General features: G+C 54.6%; 16 protein-coding genes. 7 read left to right on the forward strand and 9 right to left on the reverse strand.

The genetic code is table 11. The features are described from left to right. Positions 1-30: 30 nt before the first annotated feature. The 4 genes from EHV07_RS21545 (at position 31) to EHV07_RS21560 (ending at position 7,006) form a co-directional block, all read left to right on the forward strand. Positions 31-2,355: a Tex family protein gene (locus tag EHV07_RS21545; protein ID WP_147200143.1), complete on the forward strand. Its 2,325-nt coding sequence runs from the start codon at positions 31-33 to the stop codon at positions 2,353-2,355. Between the two features lie 306 nt (positions 2,356-2,661). Beyond that, complete coding sequence (locus EHV07_RS21550; protein ID WP_147200144.1) at positions 2,662-2,889, forward strand: FeoA domain-containing protein; 228 nt, start codon at positions 2,662-2,664, stop codon at positions 2,887-2,889. A 10-nt stretch (positions 2,890-2,899) separates the two neighbouring features. Then, on the forward strand, positions 2,900-5,203 hold the full coding sequence (feoB, locus tag EHV07_RS21555) for a Fe(2+) transporter permease subunit FeoB (RefSeq protein ID WP_147200145.1): 2,304 nt from the start codon (positions 2,900-2,902) through the stop codon (positions 5,201-5,203). A gap of 93 nt (positions 5,204-5,296) precedes the next feature. Further along, positions 5,297-7,006: an alpha-amylase family glycosyl hydrolase gene (locus EHV07_RS21560; RefSeq protein WP_147200693.1), complete on the forward strand. Its 1,710-nt coding sequence runs from the start codon at positions 5,297-5,299 to the stop codon at positions 7,004-7,006. A gap of 18 nt (positions 7,007-7,024) precedes the next feature. Here the strand turns inward: EHV07_RS21560 and EHV07_RS21565 are convergent, their stop codons facing one another. Then, positions 7,025-7,294 (reverse strand): DUF1471 domain-containing protein, encoded by a 270-nt coding sequence (locus EHV07_RS21565; RefSeq protein ID WP_147200146.1) that lies wholly within the window; start codon positions 7,292-7,294, stop codon positions 7,025-7,027. Between the two features lie 170 nt (positions 7,295-7,464). Beyond that, positions 7,465-8,241 carry a pimeloyl-ACP methyl ester esterase BioH gene (bioH, locus tag EHV07_RS21570; protein WP_147200147.1) on the reverse strand — a complete coding sequence of 259 codons (777 nt, stop codon included), beginning with the start codon at positions 8,239-8,241 and terminating at the stop codon, positions 7,465-7,467. Between the two features lie 33 nt (positions 8,242-8,274). Here bioH and gntX point away from each other — a divergent pair, with 33 nt between their 5' ends. Next, entirely contained in the window at positions 8,275-8,958 is a 684-nt protein-coding gene (gene gntX / locus EHV07_RS21575) for a DNA utilization protein GntX (protein ID WP_147200148.1), read from the forward strand. 59 nt (positions 8,959-9,017) lie between these two features. Then, positions 9,018-9,593: a Fe-S biogenesis protein NfuA gene (gene nfuA / locus EHV07_RS21580; RefSeq protein WP_147200149.1), complete on the forward strand. Its 576-nt coding sequence runs from the start codon at positions 9,018-9,020 to the stop codon at positions 9,591-9,593. Positions 9,594-9,684: 91 nt separating this feature from the next. Here the strand turns inward: nfuA and malQ are convergent, their stop codons facing one another. From malQ to glpE, 5 genes are all read right to left on the reverse strand, one after another. Then, a complete protein-coding gene (gene malQ, locus EHV07_RS21585; protein ID WP_147200150.1) occupies positions 9,685-11,769 on the reverse strand; it encodes a 4-alpha-glucanotransferase in 2,085 nt (694 codons plus the stop codon). Further along, the gene (malP, locus tag EHV07_RS21590) at positions 11,753-14,182 is read right to left on the reverse strand and encodes a maltodextrin phosphorylase (protein ID WP_147200151.1); all 2,430 of its coding nucleotides are present in this window, start codon (positions 14,180-14,182) and stop codon (positions 11,753-11,755) included. Before malP ends, malQ begins: the two co-directional genes overlap by 17 nt. A 356-nt stretch (positions 14,183-14,538) precedes the next feature. Then, on the reverse strand, positions 14,539-15,297 hold the full coding sequence (locus EHV07_RS21595; RefSeq protein WP_147200152.1) for a DeoR/GlpR family transcriptional regulator: 759 nt from the start codon (positions 15,295-15,297) through the stop codon (positions 14,539-14,541). 36 nt (positions 15,298-15,333) lie between these two features. Beyond that, positions 15,334-16,152: a rhomboid family intramembrane serine protease GlpG gene (gene glpG, locus EHV07_RS21600; protein WP_147200694.1), complete on the reverse strand. Its 819-nt coding sequence runs from the start codon at positions 16,150-16,152 to the stop codon at positions 15,334-15,336. Positions 16,153-16,180: 28 nt separating this feature from the next. Next, a complete protein-coding gene (gene glpE, locus EHV07_RS21605; protein ID WP_147200153.1) occupies positions 16,181-16,525 on the reverse strand; it encodes a thiosulfate sulfurtransferase GlpE in 345 nt (114 codons plus the stop codon). Positions 16,526-16,751: 226 nt separating this feature from the next. On the opposite strand from glpE, the gene glpD reads away from it, so the two are divergent. After that, positions 16,752-18,260: a glycerol-3-phosphate dehydrogenase gene (gene glpD / locus EHV07_RS21610; protein ID WP_147200154.1), complete on the forward strand. Its 1,509-nt coding sequence runs from the start codon at positions 16,752-16,754 to the stop codon at positions 18,258-18,260. Positions 18,261-18,323: 63 nt separating this feature from the next. Here the strand turns inward: glpD and glgP are convergent, their stop codons facing one another. Both glgP and glgA read right to left on the reverse strand, forming a co-directional pair. Next, positions 18,324-20,771 (reverse strand): glycogen phosphorylase, encoded by a 2,448-nt coding sequence (gene glgP / locus EHV07_RS21615; RefSeq protein ID WP_147200155.1) that lies wholly within the window; start codon positions 20,769-20,771, stop codon positions 18,324-18,326. Positions 20,772-20,792: 21 nt separating this feature from the next. Beyond that, entirely contained in the window at positions 20,793-22,226 is a 1,434-nt protein-coding gene (gene glgA, locus EHV07_RS21620; protein ID WP_147200156.1) for a glycogen synthase GlgA, read from the reverse strand. Positions 22,227-22,285 lie beyond the last annotated feature (59 nt).

Genomic DNA, 22,285 nt, shown 5'->3' on the forward strand with positions numbered 1-22,285 from the left:
TCCGCTAAATCTTGAGCCATAAAGTAACCGATAATGAAAGAATCGCTGAGCCGCATAATTGCAAGTGAGCTGCAGGCGCGAGCAGAACAGGTTGATGCCGCTGTCCGTCTGCTGGATGAAGGGAACACCGTGCCGTTTATCGCACGCTATCGTAAGGAAGTGACCGGAGGTCTGGACGACACCCAGCTCCGTCAGCTGGAAACCCGCCTGGGTTATCTGCGCGAACTTGAAGACCGTCGCCAGTCGATTCTGAAATCTATCGGCGACCAGGGCAAGCTGACCGATGAGCTAAACCACGCCATCAGCAACACCCTGAGCAAAACCGAACTTGAAGATCTCTATTTGCCTTACAAGCCTAAACGCCGCACTCGTGGTCAGATTGCTATCGAAGCAGGTCTGCAACCGCTGGCCGATACGCTGTGGCAGGATCCCTCGCAGGAACCGGAGCAGGTAGCAGCAGGCTTCGTTGACGCCGACAACGGCGTGGCCGATACCAAAGCCGCACTGGATGGCGCTCGCTACATCCTGATGGAACGTTTTTCCGAGGATGCCACGCTGCTGGCAAAAGTGCGTGATTACCTGTGGAAAAATGCGCATCTGGTGTCACGCGTTGTTGAAGGCAAAGAAGAGGAAGGCGCGAAATTCCGCGACTATTTCGATCATCATGAAGCCCTTTCAACGGTTCCTTCTCACCGTGCGCTGGCCATGTTCCGTGGCCGTAATGAAGGCGTGCTTCAGCTGGCGCTGAATGCCGATCCGCAGTTCGACGAGCCACCACGTGAAAGTCACGGCGAGCAGATTATTGCTGAGCATCTGAATCTGCGCCTGAATAACGCCCCGGCTGACAGCTGGCGTAAAGCCGTGGTCAGCTGGACGTGGCGGATTAAGGTGTTGCTGCACCTTGAAACCGAACTGATGGGCACGGTGCGCGAACGCGCTGAAGACGAAGCGATTAACGTTTTTGCCCGCAACCTGCACGATCTGCTGATGGCGGCACCGGCAGGCATGCGCGCCACGATGGGGCTGGATCCAGGCCTGCGTACCGGCGTAAAAGTGGCGGTTGTTGATGCCACCGGCAAACTGGTCGCTACCGATACCATCTACCCTCACACCGGACAGGCGGCTAAAGCGGCTGCCGCAGTCGCTGCGTTATGTATAAAGCATCAGGTCGAACTGGTGGCGATTGGCAACGGTACCGCCTCACGTGAAACCGAACGTTTCTTCCTGGATGTGCAGAAGCAGTTCCCAAAAGTTAACGCGCAGAAAGTGATTGTCAGTGAAGCCGGCGCTTCGGTCTATTCCGCTTCTGAGCTGGCCGCGCTGGAGTTCCCGGATCTGGACGTCTCGATCCGTGGCGCAGTCTCGATCGCTCGTCGCCTGCAAGATCCGCTTTCCGAGCTGGTGAAGATCGATCCAAAATCCATTGGCGTTGGTCAGTATCAGCACGACGTTAGTCAGAGCCAGCTGGCGAAAAAGCTGGATGCGGTGGTGGAAGACTGTGTCAACGGCGTTGGCGTCGATTTAAATACCGCCTCCGTGCCTTTGCTAACCCGCGTGGCGGGCCTGAGCAAGATGATGGCGCAGAATATCGTTGGCTGGCGTGATGAAAACGGCCGTTTCCAGAACCGCCAGCAATTGTTAAAAGTTAGCCGTCTGGGGCCGAAAGCCTTCGAACAGTGCGCGGGCTTCCTGCGCATTAACCAGGGCGAAAACCCGCTGGATGCCTCAACCGTTCACCCGGAAACCTATCCGGTGGTGGAACGTATTTTGAAAGCAACAGAACAGGCGTTGAACGATTTAATGGGCAATCCGTCGGCGCTGCGCAACCTGCGCGCGGTAGATTTTACCGATGAGAAGTTCGGCGTGCCGACCGTGACCGATATTCTTAAAGAACTGGAAAAGCCAGGCCGCGATCCGCGTCCTGAGTTTAAGACCGCCCAGTTTGCCGAAGGCATAGAGACCATGAACGATCTGCTGCCGGGTATGGTGCTGGAAGGCTCGGTAACCAACGTGACCAATTTTGGCGCTTTCGTCGATATCGGCGTGCATCAGGATGGCCTGGTGCATATCTCTTCCCTCGCCAATAAGTTCGTTGATGACCCGCATAAGGTGGTCAAGGCGGGCGATATTGTTAAAGTGAAGGTGATGGAAGTGGATCTGCAACGCAAGCGTATCGCGTTGACCATGCGACTGGACGAACAGCCAGGCGAAACCAACTCACGCCGTGGCAATGCTGCCAGCGGCCGTGAAAATGCACGACCGGCGCAGAATAAATCGCGTCCGCGTCCGGCGGCACAGCCTGCGGGTAACAGCGCCATGGGCGATGCGCTGGCTGCTGCTTTCGGCAAGAAATAGGTATTCAGAGCGGGCTGATGCCCGCTCTGCTCCCTCATCAAAACACCTGCTGCCTCGGGAGCGGGCATAGACGGTAACTTGCTAGCTCACGACGCCTGGAACGAACGACCCGGAGCATGATCAAGGGGCGCTTTGCCCCTCATTTTTCTGGCCAGCACTGGAATCATCTCGCTATATCTTTCTCGTTTACTTTCCAGATACTTTCTCCGCAAGCAAACTTGTTCCACGTCAACTGCATTACGAATCATTCTCACTATGATTGCCGCCATCAATTATCACGGTTAGTCACACAACCAGGGTGGTTATATGCACATCGCGCTTCGTAATCAGTACAAAATTCTCGGTTTCTCGCCGACTATCAGCCCCGAATTCCAACAAAAACTTCTGCTACAGGGTTTGCGACCTGGCTCCAGCTTCCGCGTTACCGCCACCGCGCCCTTTGGCGGACCGGTGAAAATCGAAAATCGCTACGCCGTGCTGGCGCTGCGCCGCCAGGATCTTTCTCACCTCCAGCTCGAAGACCTGAACGGATAGGAGCGAACTCATGAAAGCATGTACGATCGGGCTGATTGGCAACCCTAACGCAGGTAAAACCACGCTTTTCAACCAGCTGACCGGTGCCAGACAGCGCGTCGGCAACTGGGCTGGCGTAACGGTAGAACGTAAATCTGGCAGTTTCACCACCGCGCAGTATCAGGTTCAGCTGGTGGATCTGCCGGGCACCTACTCACTGACCACCCTCTCTGAACAGACTTCGCTGGATGAACAGATTGCCTGCCATTACATTCTCAGCGGGGAAGCGGATCTGCTGATTAACGTTGTGGATGCCAGCAACCTGGCCCGCAATCTCTACCTGACGCTGCAATTGCGCGAACTGGGCATTCCCTGCATCGTCGCGCTGAATATGCTGGATATCGCTGAGAATTTGCATATTCAGATCGATATCACCGCGCTGGCGGCCGCGCTTGGCTGTCCGGTTGTTCCGCTGGTTTCCACTCGGAAAAAAGGCCTTGCCGAGCTGAGAAACGCCATCGACAATTTTTCCGGCGTCCCTGACGCATTCGATATCATTTATCCACAAGCGATAGAAAATAATGCCGCCCGGCTTACCGCCGCGATGCCCACTGAACTGGCCGCTCACCGCCGCCGCTGGATGGCATTGCAAATGCTGGAAGGTGATATTTACTGCCGTTCTCAGGCCGGCCACGCGGTAGATTTGCTGCTGCAATTACCGCAGCGGGATGACAGCGCAATGGCGATTACCCTGGCTCGCTATGCGACGATTGAAGCACTTTGCGAAACGACCACCCGCACACAGCAGACCACGCAGCATCGGCTTTCAGCCCGGCTGGATGCCATCGTGTTGAACCGCTGGCTGGGCATTCCCATTTTCTTCGCGGTGATGTACCTGATGTTCTTCCTTGCCATCAACCTTGGTGGCGCCTTGCAGCCGCTGTTCGAAGGCAGCTCAACGGCAATCTTTATTGATGGTATGCAGTGGCTGGGTGCCCAGCTACACCTGCCGGCTATAGTGACGCTGTTCCTGGCCCAGGGCGTTGGCGGCGGGATCACCACGGTGATGCCGCTGATCCCACAGATTGGCCTGATGTATTTGTTCCTTTCTTTTATGGAAGATTCCGGCTACATGGCGCGTGCTGCCTTTGTGGTAGATCGGCTGATGCAAACCTTGGGTCTGCCAGGTAAATCCTTTGTGCCGCTGATTGTGGGTTTTGGCTGTAACGTGCCGGGCGTCATGGCTACGCGTACGCTCGATGCGCCACGCGATCGCCTGATGACCATGCTGATGGCACCGTTTATGTCTTGCGGTGCAAGGCTGGCAATTTTTGCGGTGTTTGCTTCCGCCTTTTTCGGGCAGAGCGGTGCGCTGATCGTTTTCAGCCTCTACCTTTTGGGGATTGCCGCCGCTATCACCACCGGACTGATCCTGAAATCAACCTTGCTGCGTGGTGATGCCGCGCCGTTCATGATGGAAATGCCGAGCTGGCACGTTCCTCATCTCAAAAGTCTGTTCCTGCAAACCTGGCAGCGGTTAAAAAGTTTTGTGCTGCGCGCCGGTAAAGTCATCGTCATCGTCAGCGTGGTGATTGGCGCGCTCAATAGCTTCTCCTTCAGCGGCCAGCCGGTTTCCACCATTAACGACTCAGCGCTGGCAACCGTCAGCCGTCAGTTGACGCCGCTGCTGAATCCCATCGGCGTGGAAAATGATAACTGGCAGGCCACGGTCGGGCTGGTCACGGGCGCCATGGCGAAAGAAGTGGTTATCGGTACGCTCAACACGCTTTACACCGCAGAGGCGCTGCATCAGGAAACTTTTGATGCGGAAAATTACAGCCTGTTGGCTGAGCTGAAAGCGGCGGTGGCGGAAACCTGGGATGGCGTGAAAAGCACCTTCCGCCTGAGCGTCCTGTTTCATCCGCTGGACGCCAGCAAAGGCGATGGCGAAATGGCGGGCGGCGCGATGGGCGTCATGCACAGCAAGTTTGGCAGCGATATTGCCGCTTACAGCTACCTGATTTTCGTTCTGCTGTATGTCCCCTGCGTGTCGGTAATGGGCGCCGTCACCCGCGAAAGCAGCACGCGCTGGATGCTGTTCTCCAACTTTTGGGGGCTGAATCTGGCTTACTCGCTGGCGGCGTTGTTTTTCCAACTGGCCACGTTTGCCAGCCATCCTCAATCCAGCACCATTATCATTACCGCCGTGGTGGCCTTTAACCTGCTTCTGTGGCTGATGCTGAAAAATATCACTCTGTCGCCACAGCGTCTGGAAGTGAGAACCCTTACAGCGACAGGCTGCGCAGGCTGTCGCAAAAAAGGCCGCTGCCACTGACTGACGGAGGCCGTTGAAGTTGCGAATTTGCTTCAACGGTCTACAGTGAAAACTAACGTGGCTGTAACCAATGCGGTGGCTCACTGTATAGCAATGGAAATTATCAATAACCTGCTCGATAAGATCTATGAGGGCACTTTTCCTGCCGATTGTCGGGAAAGGCTGGCAAACGCCATTTCACAGGCGCAAAGCACGCTGACTCACCAGCGTAAAGCGCACTGGGATGAAAAAGATGTGGTGCTGATTACCTACGCCGATCAGTTCCGTGAAAGCGAAGCGCCCACGCTGTCAACCTTCTCCCGCTTTTATCAGCAGCATCTGAAATGTTTTAACCTTGTTCACCTGCTGCCTTTTTTCCCCTACTCGTCCGACGATGGTTTTTCCGTTATCGACTATCACCAGGTCAGTGCTATCTGCGGTGAATGGTCGGACGTTGCCGAGCTGCACCAGCACACGCGGCTGATGTTCGATTTCGTCTGCAATCACATTTCCGCCCACAGCGCCTGGTTTAAGCACTATCTGGCACAGGATCCCGCCTGGGATAATTTTTTTATCAGCATGCCGCCCTCAACTGATTTAGGTGCGGTAACCCGACCACGAACCTCGCCGCTGCTAACACCCTTTGCAATGGCAAACGGCGACACGCGCTTTATCTGGACCACCTTTAGCGCCGATCAAATCGACCTGAACTTTGCCAATCCTCAGGTCTTACTGAGCATGGTAAACGTGCTGCTGGACTATCTGGCGAAAGGTGCCGACTACGTGCGTCTGGATGCCGTTGGCTACATGTGGAAAACGCCCGGCACCGCCTGCATTCACCTTGAGAAAACCCATCAGCTGGTCAAACTTTTTCGCGCTATCGCCAACCTTGTCGCGCCCGGCACGGTGATTATTACCGAGACCAACGTGCCGCATAAAGACAACATCAGCTATCTGGGAGATGGGCACGACGAAGCGCAGATGGTTTATCAGTTCTCGCTGCCACCGCTGGTGCTGCACGCCATCCATTATGGTTCATCGCGTGCGCTCAAGCAGTGGGCCTCTTCACTGGATCCCGGCGCAGGCACGACGACCTGGTTTAATTTTCTCGCGTCTCACGACGGCATTGGCCTTAATCCACTGCGCGGTATTTTGCCAGAAACGGAAATCGTCTCGCTGGTGAGGGATTTGACTTCTGAAGGCGCGCTGGTTTCCTGGAAGAACAATCCCGACGGGACGACCAGTCCCTATGAAATCAACGTCACCTACATGGATGCGCTGAATAAAAAAGAGGATGACGATGAGGTTCGTCTGCAACGTTTTATGCTGGCGCATGCCATCTTGCTGGCCTTTCCGGGCGTGCCTGCGGTCTACGTGCAAAGTATTTTAGGGTCGCGCAACGATACGGAAGGCGTCAAAGTGGCAGGCTATAACCGGGCGATAAATCGTGAGAAGTACGCTATCAGCCAGATTGAAGCCGCGTTAAGCGACAGGCAGTCACTGCGACACAAGGTTTACCATGCCCTCAGCAAGCTGATTCAGCTAAGAACGCGCCAGCCCGCTTTCCATCCTGATAATCCGATGGAGGTGCTGGAAAGTGAGAATTCGCTGTTTATTCTTCGGCGCAGATCGGCCAGATCGCATGATGAAGTGTTGTGTTTGTTCAATTTAAGCAGCAAAGAGATAACTTATACCCTGCCGGATAACAGGCTCTATCGGGATATTGTCGGCACCAGTATTTTTGACCAGGCCCATCCGCTCACGCTGCCGCCGTGGAACTTTTTGTGGCTGAAAAGCAGCAGTGAGAAACAGCAGGCAGAATAACTCTGCCTGCTGGCGTTTTTATTTATACACTTCAGCGACCGCACTGAATTTACCGTGCTCACGCCCGGCAATGATCAGATAGTATTTGCCGCCTTTTTCGTCCGCCAGTTTAGACAACACCGCTTTGGCATCCATTGGAGAAGTGGTTTCCGCCGTGGTGTTTACCGTGCCAATCTTTTCCAGCTTCAGCTTTTGCACTTCCTCTTTAGTCACTTCTTTTGCAGCCACAGCAGCAAAAGAGACGGAACCGACCATAAGAGCAATCGCCACAGTTCTAAAAATTTTCATCAAAGACACTCCATCATTGTTTTGTAGTGGATAAGCAGTCGCTTGATGAGAATGCAGGGAGGTCATAAATGCCCAACTCCCTGGACTACTCAGAGGTAAAAAGGTAAGCGACCTTGCTTACCTTGATAATTATTAACCGTAATAAATAAAGCGCCAGTTTTTGCAAAAATTTAGCGGACGATTTTTGAACCGAAATCAATCAGTTGATCGCAGAACAGATCGGGATGAGAAATGAAGGGGGCATGCGCGGCTTTGTCCATCACGACTGAGCCACTCCCGGGATAGCATTCATCGAGAATTGGCGCGATTTTACGGGGAACCAGGCCATCCAGCGCACCGTAAATACGCAGCATCGGCACGCTGAGTGCGGCCATCTCAGCACGCAGATCCACCGTGCGTAAAATCTCCAGTCCGCCGTTTAACACCGCAACTTCCGGTGCCGGTAACGACAGAACCACGCTTTTCAGCAGTTTTGCATCCTGCCTGGCCGATTCCGTGCCCAGGGTTTGCAGCGCAAGAAAACGCTCCACGGTACGCTGAAAGTTTTCACTTAGCTGCTGCTGAAAATTGCTTAGCGTTTCCGGTTTAATACCCGGCCAGTTTTCATCAGCCGTGAAACAAGGCGACGAGGCGACGGTAATCAGCGCGCTGACCCGTTCCGGATGCTGCAACGCCATCTTACTGGCCACCAGCCCACCCAGCGACCAGCCCAACCAGAGCGCGTTAGCGGGCGCGAAAGGCAGCAGGTTTGCCACCATCTCTTCCACGCTCATCGCTGTAAAGCCTTCGCTGCGGCCATAGCCAGGCAGATCGACCAGATGCAGCCGAAAATGCGGGCTGAGCCGCGCAATAATGTTTTGCCACACGCCTGCATTCAGTCCCCAGCCGTGCAGCATCACAAGATCGCGATCTCCCGTGCCGGTTGTCTGCCAGTAAAGCTGAGCCATCGTTATAATCCTGTTTTTGTCATGGAGGACGCTATGCTATCAATGCCCACCGCCTGTTGGCTATGCAAGATGCCACTCGCTTTACCCCACCACGGCCTCTGCTGCTTTTGTTTGCGCCGTCTGCCAATGCAGGCTGAATGCTGCCCGCGCTGTGGTTTACCAGCGCTGCATAGTCGCCGGGAATGCGGCCGCTGTCAGTTACGCCCGCCCGCCTGGCAGCGCATCGTTTTTGTTACTGACTGGCAGCCGCCGCTGCGGGAACTGGTTCAGCGTCTCAAGTTTTTGCAGGCAACAGCACTCTCGGTGATGCTTGCGCGGCTATTTTTGCTAAGTTGGTTAACTGAGCGGCGCGATCGCCACCTGTACCGGCCAGACCTGTTACTGTGTGTGCCGCTGCATAAAAAGCGGGCCTGGCAGCGCGGTTATAATCAGCTGGATGATATGGCCCGCTGTCTGGCTCGCTGGACAGGCTGCTTTTATGAGGCGGCTGGCTTGTCACGCAGGCGCAAGACCCGGATTCAGCATCGTTTACCGGCCAGCGCTCGCCGCAGGAATCTTCGCGGCGCGTTCAGGGTTGAAACGGCGGTGGCTGGACGGCATATCGCCTTACTGGATGATGTTGTTACCACGGGCAGTACGGTCGAAGAAATTAGCCGCGTACTGCTGGCTGAAGGTGCCGCCAGCGTGCAGATCTGGTGCCTGTGCCGCACCTTGTAGAGCGTCGACGATCGGCGTAAAATAAACCCACTAATTTAGTCAACTATTGAGCAATAGCCATGATCCGAATTACTGATTCTGCGCAAGAGCACTTCGCAAAACTGCTGTCAAAACAAGAAGAGGGCACCCAGATTCGCGTATTCGTGATCAATCCGGGTACGCCAACCGCGGAATGCGGCGTCTCCTACTGTCCACCCGACGCAGTAGAAGCCACCGACACCGAGCTGAAGTTCGAAAAGCTTTCCGCATACGTTGACGAACTGAGCGCCCCTTATCTGGAAGAGGCCGAGATTGATTTCGTCACCGATAACCTGGGTTCCCAGCTAACGCTAAAAGCGCCTAACGCCAAAATGCGTAAAGTGAGCGACGATGCGCCGCTGATTGAGCGCGTTGAGTATCAGCTCCAGGCAACGATTAACCCGCAGCTGGCCAGTCACGGCGGTAAAGTTTCACTGATGGAAATCACTGATGACGGCTTTGCCATTCTGCAATTTGGCGGCGGCTGTAACGGTTGTTCAATGGTCGACGTGACGCTGAAGGAAGGGATCGAAAAAGAGCTGCTGGTTGCCTTCCCGGAACTGAAAGGCGTGCGTGACCTGACCGAGCACCAGCGCGGCGAGCACTCCTTCTACTGATTGCCAGACAGGCGATAGCGCTGCCGTAACGTTCTGTTGGATAGCATCCTGACAGAAAAAGACGACGCGCCTTCGCCCCTGCTTTCGGCCTTTACGCCTGTTTTTTCCCCGCTTTGCGCCTGCGATGCACATCTTTGAGCAACGCATTAACGTGCGCATCATTAAACATCGTTTCCAGCGAGACGCTTAGCTTGCGTCGCCAGTTGGGATACTGATCGACCGTGCCCGGCACGTTGACTGGCTTATCCATATCCAGCAGATCTTCCGGCTGTAATCCCAGCAAAGCGCTGCCGCTGTCGGCAATAAAACGGTGCATGCCGCGATTCAGAACCGGGGTCATTTTCATCAGGCTGGCTTTTTTGCCCGCGCTTTTCGGCAGGCAGCCATATTGATGTAAGGCTTCCAGTAAAGCCTGCTTTTGACGCGCACGTTGCTGATACAGGCCATGCAACACCACTTTATCGGGATAGAGTCCCAGCACTTCGCCCATTTCTAAATCGACCGCATTCCAGAAACCTCGTAGCGTTGGCAGATCGTGCGTGGTGGCGCTCGCCACCGACTGACGCGGCCAGGCTGCGGGCGCACGATAGCGTTCATGTTTTTCCTGTTCGAAATAGAGCACCTTCCACGAGTAAATCGCGGCGTTGCGCAGCTTAGCGACGATCTCCTGCGGCACCGTACCCAAATCCTCGCCCAGCACCATGCACTGGTTTCGCTGGCTTTCCAGCGCCAGGATCGCGATCAGATCGTCGACCGGATAAGAAACATAGGCACCATAGTTGGCCGTTTCACCATAAGGTATCCACCACAGCCGCAGCAGCGACATGACGTGGTCGATACGCAAGGCGCCGCAGCTGGCCATATTTGCCCGCAGCAGATCGATAAACGGCTGATAGCCTCTTGCCGCCATCACGTGCGGATCCATCGGCGGCAAGCCCCAGTTTTGTCCGAGCGGCCCAAGGATATCGGGCGGCGCGCCAACCGAAACGTCCATGCAGTAGAGCTCGCGGTCACACCAGGTTTCAGCGCCGCCTTCCGCGACGCCTACGGCAAGATCGCGATACAATCCAACCGCCATGCCTCGCTGCTGACTGAGTTGCCAGCACTCTTCAAACTGACGATTCGCCAGCCATTGCAGCCACAGCCAGAAACGCACTTCTTCCTGATGCTGCTCGCAAAACTCCCGTACCGCTTCGCTATGAACGTCACGCAGCGCTTCCGGCCAGACCGGCCAGCCCCAGAAGTTATCATTTTCCTTGATCATCGCCCCGTGCAAGGCATCGAAAGCCGCCTGCCAGTAAAGGCTTTCGCCACCTTTAGCGATAAAATCGGCGAAATGCCGCTGCCTGGGATGATCCTCGCCATGCTGACAGAAAGTCTTCCAGGCCAGACTCAGGGAAATCATTTTCAGTTCGCCGACGATGCCGTAATCGACCCAATCGCCTTCGCGAACCTGCTTTAGCCGGCGCTGGATGTTTTCCCCCCTTAGCCACAGCTGTGCCTCGTCGCTTTGCTGAAACTCAGGCACGGCGCTCACGTCGATATAGAGCACGTTTAGCCAGCGCCGTGACGAAGGGCTATAGGGGCTGGCGCTGACCGGACTGGCGGGATAGAGCGAATGGATCGGATTCAGACCAATAAAATCGCCGCCGCGTTCGGCCACTTCCGTCACCATTCGTTTCAGATCGCCAAAGTCGCCGATCCCCCAATTCTGTTCTGAACGCACGGAATAGAGCTGTACGCTCAGTCCCCAGATTTTATCGCCCTGCCGCACCGATGTCGGTTCATAGCAGCGTTTGGGTGCCACAATCACCCGGCATTGCCAGCTTTTTTTGGCCTGCGTCAGCCACAGCTGGTGGTAGCCCAGCGCCAGGTTGGCGGGCAACGTCATCGCTTCACCTGCTGATACCTCACCCTGATATTCACGTCCGTTCTCAGTCACCAGCTGCCATTGATAAGCGCCCTTTCCTCCAACTTCCAGCTGCAAAAGGCGCTTGTGCTGAAACACCTTACAGCCCGGGATTGGGCCAGGCTTTGCTTTACGTTTTTCAGATGACATCGCCGCCAGCAAACGCCGGCGAATGTCGACATCTATCTGCTCTTTTTGCCCTTTGGCATTGATGTATTCTGACGCAATACCCGCGTCTTTAGCGGCCTGCTCAAACTTCTTGTCCATCGCCTCTCCCGGGCCGTTTGGCCTGCCAGATACGTTGCTGATAATCGCGAATTGATCGATCGGAACTGAACATGCCGCAGCGGGCAGTATTAAGAATGGCCGTGCGAGTCCAGGCTTCTTCATCGCGCCAGAGCGCTTCTACGCGTTTTTGCGCGGCGCAGTAGCTGGCAAAATCTGCCAGAACCAGCCACGGATCGCCATATTTCCCCAGGCTGTCGAGAAACATATCGAAGGCGTGCTTGTCGCCATTGCTGAAAAAACCCTTTTCCAGCTCTTTCAAAATGGCATCCAGATGCTTGTCTTTTTTCCGCAGCTTTAGCGGCGCATAACCGCTGGCTTTCAGTGCTTTCACTTCATCCACGGTGTTACCAAAGATAAAGATATTTTCTTCACCTACCTGTTGCGCGATCTCCACGTTAGCGCCGTCCAGCGTGCCAATAGTTAATGCACCGTTCAGTGCCAGCTTCATGTTGCCCGTGCCGGAAGCCTCGTAACCCGCCGTAGAAATTTGTTCTGAGAGATCGGCCGCCGGGATCATTAGCTCAGCCGCCGTAATGCGGTAATCCGGGATAAAGACGACCTTCAGCTTGTCGCCAATCTTCGGATCGTTGTTAATCTTCTCGGCTACTTTGTTGATGGCGTAAATAATGTTTTTCGCCAGGTAGTAGCCCGGCGCAGCTTTCGCCCCAAACAGGAAAACGCGCGGGACAAAATCCATTTGCGGATTGTCGCGCAGCTGCTTGTAGCAGGAGAGGATATGCAGCAGGCCAAGATGCTGGCGTTTGTACTCGTGCAGACGTTTGATTTGTACATCGAACATCGCCTCCGGGCTAACCTTGATGCCGGTCAGGCGATGGATATAGTCCGCCAGACGGACCTTGTTGTTATGCTTGATTTGTCGGTAACGCTTGCGGAAATCCGCATCGTCCGCACATGCCTCCAGCCCTTTCAATACGTCCAGATGGTTAGCCCATTCGACGTTGAGCGTTTGATCGATAAGCGTCGCCAGCTCGGGATTACACTGCTTAAGCCAGCGGCGCGGCGTTATCCCATTCGTGACGTTATGGAATTTTTTCGGCCACAGCTGGTGATATTCCGGGAACAGATCTTTTACCACCAGCTCCGAGTGCAGCGCCGCCACGCCGTTGACCGCGAAGCCGCTGACCACGCACAGATTCGCCATTCGTAGCTGGTGGTCGTACAACACGGCCAGCTTTTCCCATACGGCTTCGTCGCCGGGCCAGTGTTTATCAACCACTTTCTTGAATCGACGGTTAATCTCTTTAACAATCATGTAATGACGCGGCAGCAGCGTGCGCACCAGTCGCTGATCCCACCGCTCCAGCGCTTCCGGCATCAGCGTATGGTTGGTATAGGCAAAGGTTCGGCTGGTTATCGCCCAGGCGTCATCCCACGCCAGCTGGTGTTCATCCAGCAGGACGCGCAGCATTTCCGGGATGGCGATGGTTGGGTGCGTATCGTTAAGCTGAATGACTTCGTAATCGGGCAGCTCGGCAATTTTCCGCCCGGCAAGATGATGACGGCGCAGGATGTCAGCTACCGAGCAGGCACACTGAAAATATTGCTGCATTAGCCGAAGACGTTTGCCTTCCTGATGGTTATCGTTGGGATAGAGCACCTTAGTCAGCTTTGCCGCATCAATGCCCTGCTGTTCCGCCTGTAAAAATTTCCCGTCGTTGAATAGCGTCAGGTTGAAAGGATGAATATGCGTCGCCTGCCACAGCCGCAGCGGCTGCACGATGCCATTGCGATAGCCGGTCACAGGCAAATCCCAGGCCTCACCGCGCAGGGTAAAAGCGGGATGCCAGATAAAACCGCCCTGGGCATTTTTTTCCACTTTGCCGCCGAGTCCCACCTTCACATCCAGCGCGGCATTGTGGCGAAACCACGGATAACTGCTGCGATGCCAGTCGTCTGGAGATTCAATCTGCTGGCCGTCCCGAAAGGATTGCCGGAACAGGCCATACTGATAATTCAGTCCATAACCGGTCGCGGATTGCCCTACTGTCGCCATTGAGTCGAGAAAACAGGCGGCCAGTCGGCCCAATCCGCCATTGCCCAGCGCAGGATCCACTTCTTCCTCAAGCAGCTCGCTTAAATCGCACTGGTGCGCGGCCAGCACCGCTTTCACTTCGTCATACCATCCTAAATTCAACAGATTATTACCGGTCAGCCTGCCGATTAAAAATTCCATCGAAATGTAGTTTACGTGGCGCTGCTTCTTTGCGGGTTTATTGAGGGGCGCAGCAGCCAGCATTTCTGCCAGCGCACCACTCACCGCCTGCCACCATTGGTGGGAGGTCATTTCACGTGCTGAAGATAATCCAAGATGCTGCCACTGGCGCGTCAAAGCCGCCTCAAATCGGGCCTGATTGAATTTCTGTTGCGACATACCGCTTCCTTCTGAAAGGGGGAACGAAGTTTGCAAACGGGCTGAGTCACTTACAGTTAAGACCCGAACAGAAAAAAATGCTCAAAAGAGAAGCAAATAAATTGGATAATCAGTGGGCTGAGGAGAAACAGGGTGGTTAGGGTAAAAAGCGCTTATGCCCGGTTCCTGACGTTGAAAACCAGCAATATCGGGTCATGACGCATGAGATGGCCGGTGTTCGTCAGGCGTGGCAAGGGGGTCGATGTTCGGCAATATCGCCAGCGCATTCAGGATGCTGTCGATTTTTTTGACGGTTTCTGAAGGCGACGCGAGAAGGTACGTTTGCAGCGTCCATGCTGCGAAAACGTGCTAACAGGTCAGCACAGCTCCAGATGCACTTCATGCTCTTCTATGGTTTTCAGTACGCCTGGCGGTGGGGTTTCATCGGTAAACAGATAGTCGATGAGGCTCATATTTCCCAGGTTAACCATGGCATTACGACCGAACTTAGAATGGTCAGCCACCAGCATCACGCAGCGCGAATTTTCTATGATCGCCCGTTTGGTGCGCACTTCGTGATAGTCGAAATCCAGCAGCGAACCGTCCATATCAATGCCGCTGATCCCCAGAATGCCGTAGTCCAGCCGGAACTGGGAAATATAGTCGAGCGTGGCTTCCCCAATAATCCCGCCATCGCGGGTACGTACTTCACCACCGGCAATAATCAGGCTGAAATCCGGCTTCGACATCAGCAGCGTCGCCACATTGAGGTTATTGGTGACGACCCGCAAATTGCTGTGATTCAACAGGGCATGCGCCACCGCTTCCGGCGTGGTACCGATATCAATAAACAGCGAAGCGCCGTCGGGTATCTGGCTGGCAACACGCTGGGCAATGCGGGCTTTCTCCGCCGACCACATCATTTTACGATCCTGCCAGGCGGTGTTTTCCGAGCTTGACGGTAGCGCCGCGCCGCCGTGATGACGCTGAATTTTATTCTGCTCCGCCAGATCGTTCAGATCGCGACGGATGGTTTGCGGGCTGACGGTAAAATGTTCTACCAGCTCCTCGGTACTGACATAGCCCTGACGACGAACCAGTTCAATAATGGCGTCGTGACGTTGCGTCTGCTTCACAAAGCTCTCCTGTTTATCAATTCCCTGCTTTCTGTTTCAGGCTTTTTTCCGCCAGGTATCGGCAAGCGCCATCGCCAGGCCGACCAGCAGACCGGTGACGTGCGCAGCATTAGCAATTGACAGGCCAAACCAGCCCATATAGCCGACAACCAACCAGACCACTGAAAATGCCATCAGTCCACGTTCAAGCCAGATGCCGCTTTCGGGATCGCGTTCACCTCTGAGCCAGGCATATCCCATTAATGCATAGACCGCGCCAGAGAGGCCGCCGAACATAACGCCACTGAATTTAGCCTGCATCCACCCGCTCAGTAGCGCTGAAATCAGCAGAATAACAAACAGCTTACCGCTGCCGAGGCGTTTTTCAATTGCACCGCCCAGATACCACCACCAGAGCAGATTAAACACGATATGCAGCACGGAAAAATGCAGCAACGCATGCGTGAACCAGCGCCAAACCTGAAAATGCTGATCTTCATCAGGCCAGGAGAGCCAGCTCATCACGGTTTGGTCCCCGACAAACTGCATCAGGAGAAACACGAAAACCGCGGCAGCCATCACCGACAGCGTCAGCGGGCCTGCACGTTCGCGAATATTGGCCATTAATGAAGAACTTTGGTATTCGATACCGCTGTTCGTGGTGCCGGAATGCCAGCTGGCGGCCTGATAGCGAGGATGTTCAGGCTCGCGGAGAAACTGATTGAGTTCGTTTTCGACCAGATTTACTTTCGAATCGTCATCCAGCCACAGCGTATAGTGGTTGTCGTGCTCAATCCGCAAACTGATGCCGCGTGTAGCCATATAGTCCACAAAAGCCTGCGCTATGCGGGGATTGGAGAAATCGGTAATGCGCATCATCGCCTGAAAATTCCCTGTTAATGAGCTAAAAGACGGCCGTCTGGCGGGCGGATGATTCGACCTGCTGCGGGAATGTCGCCTGCCAGGCTTCAAAGCCGCCATCAATGCTGCAAGCCTGTTCAAATCCCTGACTAAGCAAATACTGAGCGGCGCTTTTGCTGCTGATACCGTGATAGCACATCACCAGTACCGGTAACGACAAATCAGCCTGCTCAAGCAAAGGTGCCAGCGTCTCGTTCGTCAAATGAATTGCGCCGCTCGCGTGCGCTGCGTCATAACTTTGGCGATCGCGAATATCGACCAGCAGCGCTTTGTTATCGGCCAGCTGTGACTGCGCCTGCTGTACGCTGATGCACTCAAATTGTTCCATGGGCAGAATCTCAAATAAGGAAAGTTGGCCGCTATTGTATCGTGAACAATGCTGACAATAACCCAATAAAACGAAAGGTTAATGCCCTTTTTGCCCCTCAATTATGTTACCCACATCACGCATAAATGTTTTTATTCGGTTAACACTGGCGTCAATGTCGCTTTGCGCTTATTATATGCTCGAAAACGAACATTTAAGAACTATTCCGAACATCGGGGGAGATGACGTGGAAACCAAAGATTTGATCGTAATCGGCGGCGGCATCAACGGCGCTGGTATTGCGGCAGACGCCGCAGGACGCGGCCTGTCTGTGCTGATGCTGGAAGCGCAAGATTTGGCCTGCGCCACCTCTTCCGCCAGCTCGAAACTGATCCACGGTGGCTTGCGCTACCTGGAACACTATGAATTCCGTCTGGTCAGCGAAGCGCTGGCCGAACGTGAGGTGCTGCTGAAAATGGCCCCTCATATCGCTTTCCCAATGCGTTTCCGCCTGCCGCACCGTCCGCACCTGCGCCCGGCATGGATGATCCGCGTGGGTCTGTTTATGTACGATCATCTGGGTAAACGCACCAGCTTGCCAGGCAGTAAAGGTTTGCGTTTCGGCTCAGACTCAGTACTAAAACCTGAAATTTCGCGCGGTTTCGAATATTCCGACTGCTGGGTAGATGATGCGCGCCTGGTTGTGCTGAACGCACAGGAAGTTGAGAAACGCGGCGGCGAAGTGCGCACCCGCACTAAAGTGACTCGTGCCTGGCGTGAGAACGGCCTGTGGACGGTGGAAGCGGAAGATATCGATTCCGGCAAAACGCTAACCTGGCAGGCGAAAGGTCTGGTCAACGCCGCTGGCCCGTGGGTTAAGCAGCTGTTCGATGACGGTCTGCAATTGAAATCCCCTTACGGCATCCGCCTGATTAAAGGCAGCCATATTGTGGTTCCGCGCGTTCACACACAGAAGCAAGCCTATATTCTGCAAAACGAAGATAACCGTATCGTGTTTGTGATCCCGTGGATGGACGAGTTTTCCATTATCGGCACCACCGACGTTGAGTACAAAGGCGATCCGAAAAACGTTCATATCGACGATAACGAGACTGAATATCTGCTGAAAGTCTTTAACAGCCATTTCAAAAAGACGCTGAGCAAAAGCGACATTGTCTGGTCTTACTCCGGCGTGCGCCCGCTGTGTGATGATGAGTCCGATTCACCGCAGGCGATCACCCGCGATTACACGCTGGATGTGCGTGACGACAACGGCCAGGCACCGCTTCTGTCGGTCTTTGGCGGTAAATTGACCACCTATCGCAAGCTGGCCGAAGCGGCGATGGAAAAACTGGTTAAGTACTATCCAAAAGCCGGCCCGGCGTGGACCAAAACCTGCGTGTTGCCGGGCGGTGACATTGCCGGTACGCGTGAAGACTATGCGGCAAGCCTGCGTCGTCGTTATCCGTTTATTACCGAAGTGATGGCGCGCCACTACGCGCGTACTTACGGTAGCAATACCGAGCTGTTCCTGAAGTCGGCGAAAAGCCTGGAAGACCTGGGCGAACTGTTTGGTCATCACTTCTATGAAGCGGAGCTGCGTTACCTGGTTGAAAACGAATGGGTACGCGAGCAGGATGATGCGCTGTGGCGCCGCACCAAAGAAGGTATGTGGCTGAATGATGCGCAGCGCGCCCGTGTAGGTGAATGGCTGGCGCAGCATGCGAAGAAGCCTGCACTGTCGCTGGCGTCGTAACCAATGCAGTAAAAACTGAAAAGCCGGCATTAGCGCCGGCTTTTTTGTTCTTCGCGGTTATGCCTACAGCCGAATCGGTTTAATTCCCCAAATCTCATCGGCGTATTCCTGAATCGTCCTGTCCGAAGAGAAATAGCCCATATTGGCGATATTCAGCAGCGCTCGCCGCGTCCACTCTTCCGGCTGTCGATACAGTTCATCCACTTTATCCTGCGTATCCACATAGCTGCGGTAATCCGCCAGCAGCTGATAGTGATCACCCAGATTCACCAGCGAGTCAAAGATATTGCGATAACGACCTGGCTCCTGCGGACTGAATGTGCCGGTCGCGATCTGCGTTAATGCCTGATGCAGCTCGGCATCCTGCTCGTAGAATTTGTGGGGGTTATAGCCACTGGTACGTAGCGCCTCGACCTGTGGCGTGGTATTACCGAAAATAAAGATATTCTCTTCTCCCACATGCTCCAGCATCTCAACGTTCGCGCCGTCCAGCGTACCAATGGTCAGTGCGCCGTTCAGTGCGAACTTCATGTTACTGGTGCCGGAAGCCTCGGTTCCCGCCAGCGAGATCTGTTCAGAAAGATCGGCTGCCGGAATGATGATCTGTGCCAGGCTGACGCTGTAGTTAGGGATAAACACCACTTTCAGCTTGTTTTTAACCTGCGGATCGTTGTTGATCACCGTCGCCACGTCATTAATCAAGTGGATAATGTGTTTTGCCATGTAATAAGCCGAAGCGGCTTTACCGGCAAAAATATTCACACGAGGCACCCAGTTAGCGTCGGGATCGGCTTTGATCCGGTTATAGCGAGTGATAACGTGCAGCACGTTCAACAGCTGACGCTTGTATTCGTGAATACGTTTGATCTGCACATCGAACAGCGCATGAGGATCGATAACAATATCCATTTTCTGGGCAATATAGCTGGCCAGCCGCTTTTTGTTGAGCAGCTTGGAGTCGCTAATTTGCTTCAGGAAGCCGGGATAATCGATATGTTGTTTCAGCTCGTCCAGCTGGCTCAGCTCGGTGCGCCAGTTGCGACCAATGGTTTCATCCAGCACTTCGGAAAGAGACGGATTTGCCAGCGCAACCCAACGGCGAGGCGTTACGCCGTTGGTTTTATTGCAGAATCGTCCCGGGAACAGCGCGGCAAAGTCAGCAAACAGCGACTGCACCATCAAATTGGAGTGCAGTTCTGAAACGCCGTTAACTTTATGACTGACGACCACGGCCAGCCAGGCCATGCGCACCTGTCGGCCATTGTTTTCATCAATGATCGAGATGCGCGACTGAAGATCCCAATCATCCGGGTAGTAATCCTGGATCGTCTTCAGGAAGTAGTCATTGATGTCGAAGATGATTTGCAAATGACGCGGCAGGATCTTGCCGATCATATCGACCGGCCAGGTCTCCAGCGCCTCCTGCATCAGCGTATGGTTGGTATAAGAGAACACCTGGCAGGTCACTTCGAACGCATCGTCCCAGCCAAACTTATGTTCATCGATCAGCAGCCGCATCAGCTCGGGGATCGCCAGCACCGGATGCGTATCATTCAGGTGAATGGCAATTTTATCTGCAAGATTATCAAACGTTTGGTGCATCGCCCAGTGACGGTTAAGAATGTCCTGCACGGTTGCCGATACCAGGAAGTACTCCTGACGCAGACGCAGCTCACGTCCGGAATAGGTGGAGTCGTCGGGGTAGAGCACGCGCGACACGTTTTCCGAATGGTTCTTGTCTTCTACCGCCGCAAAATAATCCCCCTGGTTGAATTTCCCCAGATTGATTTCGTTACTGGCCTGCGCGCCCCACAGACGTAAGGTATTGGTGGCATCGGTATCGAAACCTGGAATGATTTGATCATAGGCCGTTGCCAACACCTCCTCGGTTTCCAGCCAGCGGGAGCGGTTACCCTCCACCTGAATACGTCCGCCAAAACGCACTTTATAGCGCGTATTGAAGCGCTGGAACTCCCAGGGATTGCCATATTCCAGCCAGTAGTCCGGGGATTCCGCCTGACGTCCATCGACAATATTCTGCTTAAACATGCCGTAGTCATAGCGGATACCGTAGCCGCGCCCCGGCAGGCCGAGCGTTGCCAGCGAGTCGAGGAAACAGGCGGCGAGGCGACCCAGGCCGCCGTTCCCCAATCCCGGATCGCTCTCTTCCTCGATCAGCTCTTCCAGATCGAAACCCATCTCTTCCAGCGCCGCGCGGGCATCTTCATAGATGCCCATCGCCAGTAGCGCATTGGATAGGGTGCGGCCAACCAGGAACTCCATCGACAGGTAATAGACCTGACGCACATCCTGCGACAGCTGCGCACGGTTAAAACGCAGCCAGCGCTCGACCATTCTGTCACGCACCGCCAGCAGCGTGGCGTTCAGCCATTCATGCTTATTGGCAATCGAGGGATCTTTGCCAATGGTGAACATCAGTTTATAAGCGATGGAATGCTTTAACGCCTCGACGCTGAGCGTCGGGGCGGTATAGATGAAAGGTGCGTTCATATCAAATTTCCCGATTTCTGATTACAACAGTCGTTGATAGAGATCGCGGTAGGCCACGGCGGCCACCTGCCAGCTAAAGTCCATCCCCATCGCCTGGCGCTGAACGTAGCGCCACAGTGAAGGACGAGACCACAGCACAAAGGCCCGACGAATCGCCCTCAGCAGTGACCAGGCGTTGCTGTCTTCAAAGACGAAACCGCTGGCGATGCCATCGGCAAGGTTTTCCAGCGAGCTGTCGTGTACCGTATCGGCCAGCCCTCCGGTACGCCTGACCAGCGGCAACGTGCCGTACTTCAGACCATACAACTGCGTCAGGCCGCAAGGCTCAAAGCGGCTGGGCACCATGATAATGTCGGCACCGCCCATGATGCGGTGCGAAAACGCCTCGTGATAACCGATCTGCACGCCTACCTGCCCCGGATATTCCGCCGCCGCCGCCAGGAATCCCTGCTGGAGAACCGCATCTCCGGCACCCAACAGCACCAGCTGACCGCCCTGCTCAAGTAAACCCGGCAGCGCTTCCAGCACCAGATCGAGACCTTTTTGCTTAGTCAGGCGGCTGACCACGGCAAAGACCGGCACTTTGTCATCAATCTTCAGCCCCATCGCAATTTGCAGCTGGCGTTTATTCTCCTGCTTGGCGTCCAGCACGTCGCGGTTATAGCGGGCCGTTAACAACAGGTCTTCCGCCGGATCCCAGATGGCAGGATCAACCCCGTTCAGAATACCGGTAAGCCGCCCTTCCAGCTGACGCTGTTTGAGCAAATCTTCCATTCCGTAGCCAAATTCCGGCAGCGTGATTTCGCGCGCATAGGTCGGGCTAACCGCCGTAATGTGATCGGCATAGAACAGTCCGGCCTTGAGGTAGGAGATCTGTCCGTAAAACTCCAGCCCGTGCATATTGAAAAACGACCACGGCAGCTGGATTTCTTCCATGTGATGCGCGTAAAAAAGTCCCTGGTACGCCAGATTGTGTACGGTAAAAACTGACTTTGCCGGACGACCGCGCGCGGCAAGATAGGCACAGGTCAGTCCGGCGTGCCAGTCGTGCGCGTGCACCACTTCTGGCCGCCAGAAGGTGTCCAGTCCACAGGCGATTTCACACCCCATCCAGCCCAGCAGCGCAAAGCGAAGATAGTTATCCGTATAGGCGAACTGTGATTCGTCGTGATACGGACTGCCGGGCCGATCGTACAGGCCCGGCGCATCAATCAGGTAAATCCCCACCCCGTTGAACTTGCCGTAAAGCAGCTCAACATATCCCGCGAAGGTTTGCAGTCTGGCGACAACTTGTGTTTCAGGAATTCCCTTTTTCAGATCGGGAAAAGCCGGAATCAAAACTCTGGTGTCAGTACCTTCTGCAATCTGCGCCGCCGGTAATGCTCCAACAACATCAGCAAGCCCGCCGGTTTTCAACAGCGGGAAAATTTCTGAACAGACATGTAAAACCTGCATTATCGGCTCCTTAACTGTGTTCTGACGCGTTCCTCCGCATCAGATACGCCTGACCCTGT

Source organism: Pantoea sp. CCBC3-3-1, assembly GCF_007981265.1.
Lineage (GTDB): Bacteria > Pseudomonadota > Gammaproteobacteria > Enterobacterales > Enterobacteriaceae > Erwinia.